This window comes from uncultured Thiohalocapsa sp., assembly GCF_913062725.1.
Lineage (GTDB): Bacteria > Pseudomonadota > Gammaproteobacteria > Chromatiales > Chromatiaceae > Thiohalocapsa.
In genome coordinates, this window is the sequence record NZ_CAJXWY010000003.1 from 28,492 (window position 1) to 40,784 (window position 12,293).

The window sequence follows — 12,293 nt, forward strand, 5'->3', positions numbered from 1 at the left end:
GAAACTGAAGATGTGTGAGCCCGCAGGCGTCGCGGGCTCAGTCCGCGTGCGCGAGGACGCTCTGGCTCGCCGCGGTGGATGTCCCTTGGCGGTTCTGGTCTCCGCGGCCATCCTGCCCAGCGAGCGCGTGCTCATCCGGCGTGCGCCCATCAGGCGCCGAAGCGCGTGACTTGGCTGGGGTCTGGGGTGCGCCCGGCGATGAGCTCGGTGAGCACATAGTGAATGGCGTCCGCCTGTGGTGGGCAGCCGGGCACGAAAATGTCCACGTCCACCACACCGTGCACCGGCCGCACGGTGGCGAGCAGCCGCGGCACGCCCTCGGTGGGAATCTGCGGATTGAGGTCCACGTTCTCGCGGTAGGCGCGCTCGATGACGGCGTCGAGCTTGAAGGGATTGCGCATGGCGGGGACGTTGCCGTTGACGGCACAGTCGCCCAGGCTCAGCAGCACCTTGCAGCGGGCGCGAAACTCACGCGCCTTGTGCAGGTCCTCGTCGCTGCTGACAGAGCCTTCCAGGATGCCCAAATCCACCTGCTCAGGCAGCGTTTTGGCGTCGACGAAGGGGCTGTAGACGATGTCGATCTGCGCGGCCAGATCCACCAGCCGCTCGTCCATGTCGAGGAAGGACATGTGACAGCCCGAGCAGCCGTCGAGCCAGGTGGTGGCGACCGTGACCTTGTTGTTGCCGCTGCTCATCGGCTGCTCCTCCGCCGCGCCAGGATGGATAGGAACTGCTGGTCTTTGACCATCTCGCCGACGGAAGTGCCCTGCTTCACCAGGGCGCCCGTGGGGCATACCTGCACACACTTGCCGCAACTGGTGCAGCTGTCGCTTTCGCCCCAGGGCTTGGCCAGGTCCGTGACCACCTGGCAGCCGCTGCCGCGGCCCATGACGTCCCAGGTGTGGGCGCCCTCGATCTCGTCGCAGACGCGCACACAACGGGTGCATAGCACGCAGCGGTTGTGGTCTATCCGGAACATCTCGTGGCTGGAGTCCACGTTGTAGCCGGTGTTGCGGTAGGGCATGCGCACGTGGTCCACACCGCAGGTCTGCGCCAGCCATTGCAGCTCGCAATGGCCGTTGGAGACGCATACGGCACAGACGTGATTGCGCTCGGCGAAGAGCAGCTCCACGAGGGTGCGGCGGTAGCGCTGGAGCTTGTCGGTGTTGGTCTGCACCGACATGCCCTCGCGCACCCGCGTGGCGCAGGCGGCCTGCAGGCGCGGTCCGCCGTCGACCTCCACCACGCACAGGCGGCAGGCGCCGACGACTGACAGCCCGTCCATCCAGCACAGGCTGGGGATGGGGATCTTGTTCTCCCGGCATACTTCGATGATGGTTTCGTCGGCGCGGGCGGAGAGGTCCTGGCCGTCGATAGTCAGCGTGACGACGCTGACGTCGGGTTGCTGGGCACGGATGGGCATGGGGTGTCCTCGTCCGGAGGTTAAGTCTGGACTCTTTGCTGTCAGTGGGGAGCGATCAGCTCAGCCCCTTGATGGTCTGCCTTGCGAGGTGCGCTTGTGCGGCTCAGCCGAGCTTCTCCTCGTACTCGTGCCGGAAATATCGCAGCGTCGACAGCACCGGATTCGGTGCCGTCTGCCCGAGGCCGCAGAGGCTGGTGGCCTGCACCACGTCGCACAGCTCTTCCAGCAGCTCAAGGTCGGCACGGCTGGCCTCGGCCTTGGCGATGCGCTCGAGCAGCCCGTGCATCTGCTGCGTGCCGGCGCGGCAGGGGACGCACTTGCCGCAGGATTCGTCCATGCAGAACTCCATGAAGAAGCGGGCCACGTCCACCATGTTGGCGGTCTCGTCCATGACGATCATGCCGCCGGAGCCCATCATGGTGCCGAGCGTCTTCAGGCTGTCGTAGTCCACCGGCATGTCAAGGTGCGCCTCCGGTACGCAGCCGCCGGACGGACCGCCGGTCTGTACCGCCTTGAAGGCCCTGCCGTCGGGGATGCCGCCGCCGATGGCGAAGATGATGTCCCTGAGCCTGGTGCCCATGTCGACCTCGATGAGGCCCGTATTGACGATGGTGCCGGCGAGCGCGAACACCTTGGTGCCCTTGGACTTGTCGGTACCGATTCCGGCGAACCAGTCGCCGCCCTGGCTGACGATGGGTGCGATGTTGGCGTAGGTCTCGACGTTGTTGATGAGCGTTGGGCTGCCCCAGAGTCCGTACTCCGCCGGGTAGGGTGGGCGCGGACGGGGCTGGCCGCGTCCGCCTTCGATGGAGGCCATGAGCGCCGTCTCTTCGCCGCAGACGAAGGCGCCGGCGCCGAGACGGATCTCCACGTCGAAGTTGAACTGGGTCTCGCAGATATGATTGCCGAGGAAGCCCGAGCGCTTGGCCTTGCGGATGGCCGTCTTGAGGCGCTCCACGGCCAGCGGATACTCGGCGCGCACGTAGATGTAGCCCTTGTTGGCGCCGATGGCGTAGGCGGCGATGGCCATCCCCTCCAGCACCCGGTGCGGGTCGGACTCCAGGATGGCGCGGTCCATGAAAGCGCCCGGGTCGCCCTCGTCGGCGTTGCAGATGACATATTTCTGCCCGGCCGGCATCTTCGCCACCGTGGACCATTTGAGGCCCGTGGGGTAACCGCCGCCGCCGCGTCCCCGCAGGCCGCTGGCGGTGACCTCGTTGATGACGTCCTGGGCCGTCATCTCGGTCAGCGCCTGCACCATGGCTGCATAGCCGCCGGCCATGACGTAGCCGCGGAAGCTGTTCGGGTCCACGATGCCGGCGTTCTGCAGCACGATCTTGTGCTGGCGCGCGAAGAAGGGCATGTCGCTCGGGCAGCGCAGGCGCTCCACCGGCGCCGCGCCAGGTGCGGTGCTGGCGAGGATATCCGGGGCGTCGGCGGCGCTCACGTCGCGATAGATGACGCCCGCCTCCAGCGCTGCTTCCGGCGCCGCCACGGCCACCAGCGGCCCCGCCGAGCAGAGTCCCATGCAGCCCACGCCCTTGACCTTGCAGGGGGCGGCCGCGGCGCCATCGTCGCAGCCGGCGCTCAGCGCATCGAACACCGGCTGCGCGCCGGAGGACTGGCAGCTCGCGGCCAGGCATACGCGCACCTCGGTGTCGTGGTCACCGGCGTCGGCGCGGTACTTGGCGGCGAGGTCTTCGAGGTCGTCGAGATTCATTCGGCGATCTCCTGCTCAAGCCGGTCGCACAGTGCTTCGGCTCCGAGCTTGCCGATGACGTTGCCGTCGAGCACCACCGCCGGCGCCAAGCCGCAGGCGCCGACGCAGCGCGCCGTGAGCACGGAGAGTGATTTGTCCTCGGTGGTCTCGCCGGGGGCGGCGCCGAAGCGCTCTTCGATGCCCTCGATGAGGGCGCCGGCACCTTTGATATAGCAGGCCGTGCCGGTGCACACCACGCAGGCGTGGCGGCCCTGGGGCTTCAGCATGAACAGGTGATAGAAGGTGGCGACGCCGTAGACCTTGCTGAGGGGCAGGTCCAGGGAGTCGGCGACGAAGGTCATGGCGTCTTCGTCCAGAAAGCCGAAGGCGTCCTGCACCGCGTGCAGCGCCTCGATGAGCGCGTGCCCGGCATAGCCGTTGCGGCGCATGGTGGCGTTGACCAATTTCCAGCGCTTGTCGGTGCTGGGCAGGTCCGGTCGGATTCGCTGCATGAAGGGCCCCCATTAGGCTGCCGTCGCGCGGCCTCCGGGCATGGCCCGAGGCGATGCACACGCCCCCATTAAAACGCGCTGAGCGGCATTGTCAAAATAAAGATTGCATGACCGTTTCTGGTGCGCAATCAGCGGCTCGACGGTACTTGCGCACTGCTTTTGTGCGCTGGAGGCAAGCGTCGCGATGCGACTATACTGCCGGTTGCGTATCGCAACCGCCGGCGGCGACGCGTATCAGGCGGCTTGGCTGGCGCTCGAAGCCGCCGGCGCCGAGTCCGATGCTGCTATCCTGGGCGCCGACCGGCGGCGCCAAGCGGTCCATGCCCGCCGTCGAGACCCCGCCAGCGGCCACCCGGCAGGTGTTTGCCGGGCCACGATGATGTGCGACGACGGCACACATGCCCCGGTCTCGGGATCGACTGCCAAGCCGCGTTGAGATGCGCGGCGTATCCCACAACTCAGCCGCCTTCCGGGGCGGTCGGACTATCCGTGATCGTCGTGCCAGCGCAGATGCCAGAGCCCACTCACAACAGGCACGCAGAGGCGCCCGCCCCTGATTCCGCGCTCACCGGCGCTCGCCCCGGGCAGGGCACGACCGACCGCGGACACCAGCGCCGGCGCGGCATCTACCTGCTGCCGAATCTCGTGACCACGGCGGCGCTTTTCGCCGGCTTCTATGCCATCCTCTCCGCCAACGCCGGGCGCTTCGAGGCGGCTGCGCTCGCCATCTTCGCAGCCATGCTGCTGGACGGATTCGACGGGCGTATCGCCCGCATGACCAACACCCAGACCGACTTCGGCGCCGAGCTCGACAGCCTCTCGGACATGGTCGCCTTCGGCGTCGCGCCGGCGCTGGTGGCCTATGAGTGGGCGCTCGGCGGGCTCGGCAAGCTCGGCTGGCTCGTGGCTTTTGTGTATACCGCCGGCGCGGCACTGCGCCTGGCGCGCTTCAACACTCAGATCGGCATTGCCGACAAGCGCTACTTTCAAGGCCTGCCGAGCCCGTCGGCGGCGGCCATCATCGCCGCCTCCGTGTGGATCGGCGTCGATAACGACATCGCCGGCGGCAGCGTCGGCCTGCTGGTGGCCCTCTTCACTGCGGGTGCCGGGCTGCTCATGGTGAGCAACTTCCGTTATCACAGCTTCAAGCTCTTGGATCTGCAGGGCCAGGTCCCCTTCATGGTGCTGGTGGCGGTGATGCTCGGCTTCGCCCTGGTCGTGCTCGATCCGCCCATCGTGCTGTTCTTGCTGTTTGTTGGCTATGCCCTGTCGGGACCCGTGCTGACGCTCATCCAGCGCCGCCGCCGCCGCGGCCAGCGCCGGCGCGAGTCTACCCTGGGCCAGTCCTGAGGCGGTCCCGGACCCGCCCTGAGAGCCACGAGCCGAAGGCGAGCCGCCGTCGGTGTCGCCGTGCGCCGGGCGACGCCCACTTGTTTCGGATCAATGGCGAATCGATGCCGTCGATGCGGCCGCATCGCCCGGCTCACGCCCGGGCGTTTCCGCGCTTGCTTTTTGTCGTGGATCATTATCTGAGTTCATGGTGCCCTGTAGCGTGAACTCGGCCGGTCGAGCCCGGTCCAGATTCCGTGAAAGAGCATGAGTAGGCCCAGATGAGCGGTATCCCGAATCACCTCCACCACCAGGCGGTTACTTGGACGCTTGGTCTGTTGCTGGCGCTGCCGGTCTCGGTGGTGCCCGGCGCCGTCTACGCGATCGATGGCGCAGCGACGCCGGGCGCGAGCGTCGCCGCGGCGCAGGACGCTGCGGCACACGCCAGTGGCATCACAAGCGGCGACAGCCCAGCGTGCATGCGCTGCCATTGGATGGAGACCATGGCTTACCGAGACCGCGACACGCAGGAGATCGTGAACCTCTCCATCGATCGCGATGCCTACGAGCGCTCGGTCCACCGCGAGCTCGGCTGTCGCGATTGCCATGGTCGTGGCTACAAGCACTATCCGCACCGCACCAATAGTGCCGATGAAGCCCTGCAATGCGTGCAGTGCCACGAACAGCACCAGGGCGACGAGCGCCACCATCCGCCCAAGCTCGACGCCTTTGCGATCCAGTACCAAAACAGTGTCCATGCCGAGCAGGATCTCGAGTCCTTCAGCTGCTTCTCTTGCCACAACCCGCACGAGTTCCGCCCGCTGCCCAACGACACGCCGGTGCCGCAGGTGGTGGCCGCCAACAACAATCTGTGCCTGGACTGTCACACCGAGCTGCGCTCGCCGGTGCCCCGTGGGCACGAGTGGCTGCCCCGCCCGCAGCAGCACTGGGCCTCGGTACGCTGCATCGACTGCCATACGCCGGTGGCGGGGCGCGATCTCTACGCCCCCTCACACGAGCTGCTCGGCGCCGGGGACAGCAATCAGAACTGCGTCGAGTGCCACAGCCAGGGCGGGCAGCTGCTGGCGCAGCTGTATGTCCACCGCGCAGCGCAGGAGCGCGAGCAGGAAGGCTTCTTCGCCCATGCCCTCTACAACGATGCCTACGTCATCGGCATGAGCCGTAGCCCCCTCATCGACCTCATCGGACTCGCGGTGGTCGGGCTGATGGTGCTCGGCATCGCCGCCCACGGCTATGGTCGGTATCTTGCCCACAAGAAGACCCGGCCGTCTGAGCAGGAGGCCGCATGAGCGCGCTCTATCTCTACCCCGTCTGGCTGCGGCTGTGGCACTGGCTGAACGCCCTGCTGTTCCTGGTATCGCTGGTGACGGGCATCAGTATGCATTTCGCCCTGGGCTGGCTGATCCCGTTCGACGTCGCGGTGCCAGTGCACAACACCAGCGGCATCCTGCTGACGGTGTCCTGGGCTGCCTTTCTGCTGGGCAACCTGGTGGGCGGCAACGGCAAGCACTACCTGATCGATCTGCGCCGCCTGCCGATGGACCTGTTCCGCCAGGTGCGCTACTACGTCTACGGCATCTTCGTGAACGAGCCGCATCCGTTCCACGTGAGCGCCGAGCACAAGCTGAACGCCCTGCAGACCCTGAGCTACGTCGGCGTCATGTACCTGCTCATGCCGCTGTTGATCGTCAGCGGCTGGGCCTTTCTGTTCTCCGCGCAGCTGCCCGAGACCCTGTTCGGCGTCGGTACCATCTGGCTGGTGGCCATGGCCCACCTGCTGCTGGCCTGGATGATGCTGCTGTTCCTCGTGGTGCATGTGTACATCATCACCACCGGCGAGACGCCCACCACCAACCTCAAGGCCATGGTGACGGGGTGGCACCGGGAAGGTGCGCGTGCCGAGGCGCGAGGTGCCAGGGGAGGCGCCGCCGACTCAAGGTAGACCATCGCCGGATGCCGACACCCGCGGCGTGCAAATCGGACAGCTTTCGAGACCAGCCCGAGCCGTAACCGGACTTTTGCCAGACCATGAATACCTCCGCACAAGCCAAAGCCAAAGCCAAACTGCCCCGGGCCGACCGCTGGGTGCTGATCGGCATCGCCGTGCTCGCGGTGGGCTATCTGCTCTACAAGCTGGTGTACCCGATGGCCTTCGACGCCTATACCGGCGTCACCAATGCCCCGCTCACCTATCCGAACAGCGACACCCTGTCGGACGCCGAGTTCGAGCAGTTGGCGCTGGAGCTGACCAGGGAATCCCGCCTGGCCCGCGCCGAAGCCATCGTCGCCACGGACCAGGATCCGTTCGCCCGCGACCTCAAGGTCGAGATGCTGATGCAGACGCCCTCCTTCATGGAGGACACGGACTACAGCCACATCAAGTACTTCCGGGAGGCGGGCATCCGCACCTACGAGGGGCCGGCCACCTGCCTCACCTGCCACGAGACCATGCAGGTGCAGCACGGCGACGGCAGCCTGGAGACCGTCGATACCCTGCACGACATCGTCAATTCCGTGCACTTCAAGTTCCAGAGCACCACCGCCGGCGGCTTCTCCACCTACGGCTATGACGGCCGCCTGGTGAACGCCCCGGAGAACAGGCAGATTCCCGTCGGCAAGATCAACCGCGCCTGCGGCATTCCCGGTAGCTTCTCCTGGACCGGCTGGGCCGCACTGGTGGAGACGCAGCCGCACGCGGCGCCCACCACCGCGCCACCGCGGACGGCGATCGAGGCGGTGGCCGCCGCACCGTCGGACCCGAATGGCGAGCAGGCGGTCCTGCGCAGTGAGGGTTGCGGGCAGTGCCACATCGGCGGCAATTATCACCCCGCCACCGAGAAGATGATGCCAGTCGGCGATGTGCCGCAGACGGCGAAGCAGGGCATCGACTGCCTCATCTGTCATTCGCGCGAGTACGATATGAACCAGCGCTATGTCATCCAGGACGATCACGGCACGCGCTGGAACCAGGACCGCAGCATGCGTGCGGCGCTGACGGTGGGGCAGACCACGAAAGAGAACTGCCTCAACTGCCACCAGCACAACATGGGCGGCGACGCCTATGTGCACAACGTCGCCGCCAAGAGCCTTGGCGAGAAGCACCAGCGCATCCTGCACACCGGCGCCAAGCGCGGTAACCCCTTCAGCCCGGAGCATGACGCCCACGCGGCCGCCAACATCCAGTGCACGGACTGCCATGTGCCGGAAGGGCACAAGATCCCGCGCGGGCGCATGGGCGTCGACTTGGTGGCCAATGACCTGCCCGATAAGGACGTCACCTGCGAGAGCTGCCACACGAAGACGCCGCACAACGCCTCCGACCATCGCGCGCTGCTCAACGGCCACATCGCCCGCATCGCCTGCGAGACGTGCCACATCAAAAAGCTGGAAGACAACAACGTCGTCCTCCGTGATTGGGTGCACCCCACCTGGAACGAGGAAGAGGGCCTGTGGGAATTCACCGATGTCTACAAGTCCGGTGAGCCGGGCCGCGGCATCATTTATCTGTGGTTCAACGGCAACGGTACCTTCCTCGCCAATGCGCTCGGCAGCAATCCCGAAGGCGACGGCAGCTACAACCCGCTGATGCAGCAGATGGCCGAGATCACCGACCCGGAGATCATCGCCGCCGTCCGCGCCAAGGCCGAGGAACTGAAGCAGACCTATCCGGGCCTGGATGTGGATCAATACGTCAAGGCCGCCACGCAGCCGCTCTCGCAGCTCTCGCCGGAGATGCTGGAAAAGCGCAGGGCCATGATCGAGAAGAACCTGCGGGCAGCCATGGAGGACGGCGAAAGCCGGATTTACCCGTTCAAGCCCTTCAACGCCATGATGTACGAGGACATGACCAACCAGGGTCCGTTCGGCGCCATGATCCTGCCCTTCGACTATGCCACCTACTACGAGCAGGGTGATCCGCTGGCGGCCATGAAGGTGGCTATCCAGAACCCCATCGTCCGGCGCATGTACCAAGAGCCCTTCAAGCTGTACATGATGGATGAGTTCATGTCTTACTTCGGCGTCGAGGGTGGCTGGAAGACCGAGTTCCCGCTGCTGCCGGACGGCACCACACCCAACGTCAAGGCCAACTGGATGCGCCAGATGGGTACACTGATGGTCAACCACGGCATCCAGCGCCAGGGCCACACCTGCAAGGATTGTCACAGCCCCGACGGCATCCTGGACTATGCGGCCTTGGGCTATCCGCCGGAGCGTATCAAGGAGCTCTCGTCCATGGACATCGCCGAAGAGATCGATGAGGACTTCGCGGTGGAGCCGCCCAGTGCTGCGACCAGCCCTGCGACCAGTGCTGCGACCATCCCTTCGATGGACACAGCGCTGTCGGACCGCCGCTGACCGGGCCGGGCGGGCGGCCCGCGAGCACGCGCCGATGCCCGGTGCGGCATTCGATCCCAGTGCTCGATCTCCGGGCGACGTCCGCGGTCGATGCACGTTGGCCCTCCCGGCGGTGACTGCGGTGAGGGATTGCCCGGTCAGTCCTCGCCCCGCACGCCGCCCCGCAATCGCTTGACCCGCGCCCGCTGCTTCTTCTCGTCCACCCGCCGGGCCTTGGCGGCCCGGGACGGCTTGGTGGGTCGCCGGGGCTTGGGTACGTGGCTCGCCTTGGCGATGAGCGCGAGCAGCCGTTCGCGGGCGTCGGCGCGGTTGCGCTCCCTGGTGCGGTAGCGGTGGGCCTGGATGGTGAGCACGCCATCGGCGTCCACCCGGGAGCCCGCGAGCTGCTCCAGCCGCGCACGCACGCCCGCCGGCAGCGACGGCGAGCGGCGGATGTCGAAGCGCAGCTGCACGGCCGTCTCCACCTTATTGACGTTCTGGCCGCCGGGCCCCGGCGCGCGCACGAAGCGCTCACTGAGCTCGTCTTCGGCGATGGCGATGTCGGGGGTGACTTGCAGGGTCATGGCGGTGGGCTCGGGTTTGGTTCATGCAACGGCCCCGAGGGGCCGGGGCGCAGCAACACTGTGCCGGGGCCGGCGCGGGGCTGATGTCCGCCGCCCGCCGGCCGGTCCACGGGCGCCCTTCACGTCGGCTGCAGGGCACCCGCCGCAAGCAGCCGCGCCAGGCAGCGCGCCACCGCCTCGTCCGCGTGGCTGGCGATGCGGGGCACCTGCGGCAGGGCCTGGTGGAGCCGCTGGTCGGCATTATCCATCAGCAGCGCCAGACCGCCGCCGTCGGCGACGAGTTGGAGCATCTCCAGGTCGTTGAGGCCGTCACCGAAGCAGGCCACATGGGCGGGCGTCAGCCCCAGGTCATCGAGCAGCGCCGCCAGCGCTGCGCCCTTGCTCACGCCTGGGGCCATCACTTCCAGCGTCTGCGGTAACGAGAAGGTGGTGCCCAGGGCATCGCCCCAGCGGGCCAGCAGCGCCGCTTCCAGCGCCAGCAATTGCTCGGGCTCGCCATGGTAGACGACCTTGAGCACATCGGTGCCGTCCAGCGCCGCGAAGTCCGCCACCTGATAGTGGAAGCCCGAGTCCCGGTGATAGCGCAGCAGGCTCGGATTCGCCTCCTCCACCAGCCAGGCATCGGTGAGGAAGACATTGGTATGTACGTGGCGGAACCGGGGGTGAAGGCACAGGGCGTCGCGGAGCAGGAAGTGCAGCGGCTCCGCGGGCAGATGTGTGGCCTGTACCAGCCGGCCGTCCGCCGTGTTGACGGCAGCGCCGTTGCAGCTGACGAGGTAGCCGCGCTGGCGTGGCTTACGCACGCCAAATGAGAAAGTCGGGGTAGGGGCGCCGCTCACAAAGGCGGTGTCCTGAGTGGGCGCCTCGCCCGGCTCGGCCGACTGTGCGGGCAATGAGGGCGCCAATGAGGCGGCCAGGACACGGATGTCCGCGAAGTGCCGCCCGGAGGCGAGCACCAGGTCCACACCCGACGCACGCAAACGCGCCAGCACGCCCCGCGTATAATCACCCAAGCGGTGATCCGGCCGCAGCAGCGTGCCGTCCAGGTCGGAGACCACCAACTTGTACATACTTCTGCAGCCTCCGGCAGGGGGGCACGCGTGAACAGCGAGCTTCGGCGACTTTGGTGCCCCTGTCCAGTGATTGGCCCAGTGATGGGTCCAGTGATGGGTCCGGTGATTGACGCCCAGCGACTGGCCTAGCCGCCGGTTACAACACGCAGGCCGGTCGGACTGGCGTTGGCCTGCGCTCGCCGCCGTTGCCGCGGCACCCGATGTTCTCGTGCTCACATCCATGCCCGTGCCGACCCTGTCTTCGCCGAGTCTCGGCCCACACTCGCTGGCGCAGCGGTTGTTGGTGGGGGTCGCCGCCCTGGCACTCCTGTCTCTGTCCGGCTGCGGACCCCGCGAGCACACGCTGAATCTGGTTGGCACCACCATGGGCACCAGTTGGAGCGTGCAGGTGCCGCATCCACCGGGGAGCTTGGACCAGGCGGACCTGTACGCGCGCATCAGCGCCGAGCTCGACACGGTGAACGCGCGCATGTCCACCTATCGGGCGAGCTCCGAGCTGTCGCGCTTCAATGCCGCGGCATCCACGGATTGGATCGCAGTCTCGCCGGCGCTCGTGCATCTGGCGGACACTGCCATCGCCGTCAGCACCGTCACCGATGGCGCCTTCGATGTCACCGTTGGCCCGCTGGTGAACCTCTGGGGCTTCGGGCCCGAGGTGAAGGGCGATCAGCTGCCGGCGCAGGCGGACATCGACGCTACCCTGGCTCGCGTCGGCTGGGACCTGCTCAGGACCCGCGCCGAGCCGCCGGCGCTGCGCAAAGCCCGGCCGGACATCGACGTCGACCTGTCGGCCATCGCCAAAGGCTATGGCGTGGACCGTTTGGCCGCGGTGCTGGAGGCGGCCGGCATCACCGATTACCTGGTGGAAATCGGCGGCGAGCTGCGTGGACGCGGGCGCAATGCCGACGGCGAGCCCTGGCGCATCGCCATCGAGCGCCCGGACGCACGACGCCGGGCGGTGCTGCGGGTGGTGGCGCTCACGGACCTGGGGATGGCCACGTCCGGCGACTACCGCAACTTCTTCGAGCTCGACGGCAAGCGCTACTCCCACACCATCGATCCTGCCACCGGCCGGCCGGTGGAGCACCAATTGGCATCTGTGACCGTGCTCGCCGAGCGCTGCGCCGAAGCCGACGCCTGGGCGACGGCCCTGCTGGTGCTCGGGCCGGCCCGCGGCATGGCGCTCGCCAATGATCACGGCCTCATGGCCCTGTTCGTCGAGCGATTCGGCGACGAGCTGCGCATCACGGAAAGCACCGCCTTCGCGCGGATGGCGGGCGGATAGGCCTTGGGCTTTGGGCGCGCGCCTGGGCGGCT

The 12,293-nt window shown here is 67.3% G+C and carries 11 protein-coding genes; 5 read left to right on the forward strand and 6 right to left on the reverse strand.

Features of this window, described 5'->3' with window-relative positions:
- Nucleotides 1-149: 149 nt before the first annotated feature.
- The 4 genes from QZ588_RS01215 to hoxE form a co-directional block, all read right to left on the reverse strand.
- Nucleotides 150-695 carry an NADP oxidoreductase gene (locus QZ588_RS01215; protein WP_295538815.1) on the reverse strand — a complete coding sequence of 182 codons (546 nt, stop codon included), beginning with the start codon at nt 693-695 and terminating at the stop codon, nt 150-152.
- Entirely contained in the window at nt 692-1,423 is a 732-nt protein-coding gene (gene hoxU, locus QZ588_RS01220; protein ID WP_295538818.1) for a bidirectional hydrogenase complex protein HoxU, read from the reverse strand. The genes QZ588_RS01215 and hoxU overlap by 4 nt, the downstream gene beginning before the upstream one ends.
- A gap of 103 nt (nt 1,424-1,526) precedes the next feature.
- Nucleotides 1,527-3,143: a NuoF family protein gene (locus QZ588_RS01225; protein WP_295538820.1), complete on the reverse strand. Its 1,617-nt coding sequence runs from the start codon at nt 3,141-3,143 to the stop codon at nt 1,527-1,529.
- On the reverse strand, nt 3,140-3,634 hold the full coding sequence (gene hoxE, locus QZ588_RS01230; protein WP_295538823.1) for a bidirectional hydrogenase complex protein HoxE: 495 nt from the start codon (nt 3,632-3,634) through the stop codon (nt 3,140-3,142). Before hoxE ends, QZ588_RS01225 begins: the two co-directional genes overlap by 4 nt.
- A 510-nt stretch (nt 3,635-4,144) precedes the next feature.
- On the opposite strand from hoxE, the gene pssA reads away from it, so the two are divergent.
- The 4 genes from pssA (at nt 4,145) to QZ588_RS01250 (ending at nt 9,340) form a co-directional block, all read left to right on the forward strand.
- Entirely contained in the window at nt 4,145-4,984 is an 840-nt protein-coding gene (gene pssA, locus QZ588_RS01235; protein ID WP_295538825.1) for a CDP-diacylglycerol--serine O-phosphatidyltransferase, read from the forward strand.
- A gap of 260 nt (nt 4,985-5,244) precedes the next feature.
- A complete protein-coding gene (locus QZ588_RS01240) occupies nt 5,245-6,273 on the forward strand; it encodes a cytochrome c3 family protein (protein ID WP_295538827.1) in 1,029 nt (342 codons plus the stop codon).
- Complete coding sequence (locus QZ588_RS01245) at nt 6,270-6,926, forward strand: cytochrome b/b6 domain-containing protein (RefSeq protein ID WP_295538830.1); 657 nt, start codon at nt 6,270-6,272, stop codon at nt 6,924-6,926. The genes QZ588_RS01240 and QZ588_RS01245 overlap by 4 nt, the downstream gene beginning before the upstream one ends.
- A gap of 86 nt (nt 6,927-7,012) precedes the next feature.
- Nucleotides 7,013-9,340 carry a multiheme c-type cytochrome gene (locus QZ588_RS01250; RefSeq protein WP_295538834.1) on the forward strand — a complete coding sequence of 776 codons (2,328 nt, stop codon included), beginning with the start codon at nt 7,013-7,015 and terminating at the stop codon, nt 9,338-9,340.
- Between the two features lie 137 nt (nt 9,341-9,477).
- Here QZ588_RS01250 and arfB read toward each other — a convergent pair whose 3' ends face one another.
- Together arfB and QZ588_RS01260 are read right to left on the reverse strand one after the other, a co-directional pair.
- Entirely contained in the window at nt 9,478-9,903 is a 426-nt protein-coding gene (gene arfB, locus QZ588_RS01255) for an alternative ribosome rescue aminoacyl-tRNA hydrolase ArfB (RefSeq protein ID WP_295538837.1), read from the reverse strand.
- A 119-nt stretch (nt 9,904-10,022) separates the two neighbouring features.
- The gene (locus QZ588_RS01260; RefSeq protein WP_295538841.1) at nt 10,023-10,973 is read right to left on the reverse strand and encodes an HAD hydrolase family protein; all 951 of its coding nucleotides are present in this window, start codon (nt 10,971-10,973) and stop codon (nt 10,023-10,025) included.
- Between the two features lie 211 nt (nt 10,974-11,184).
- On the opposite strand from QZ588_RS01260, the gene QZ588_RS01265 reads away from it, so the two are divergent.
- Complete coding sequence (locus tag QZ588_RS01265; protein ID WP_295538844.1) at nt 11,185-12,261, forward strand: FAD:protein FMN transferase; 1,077 nt, start codon at nt 11,185-11,187, stop codon at nt 12,259-12,261.
- Nucleotides 12,262-12,293 lie beyond the last annotated feature (32 nt).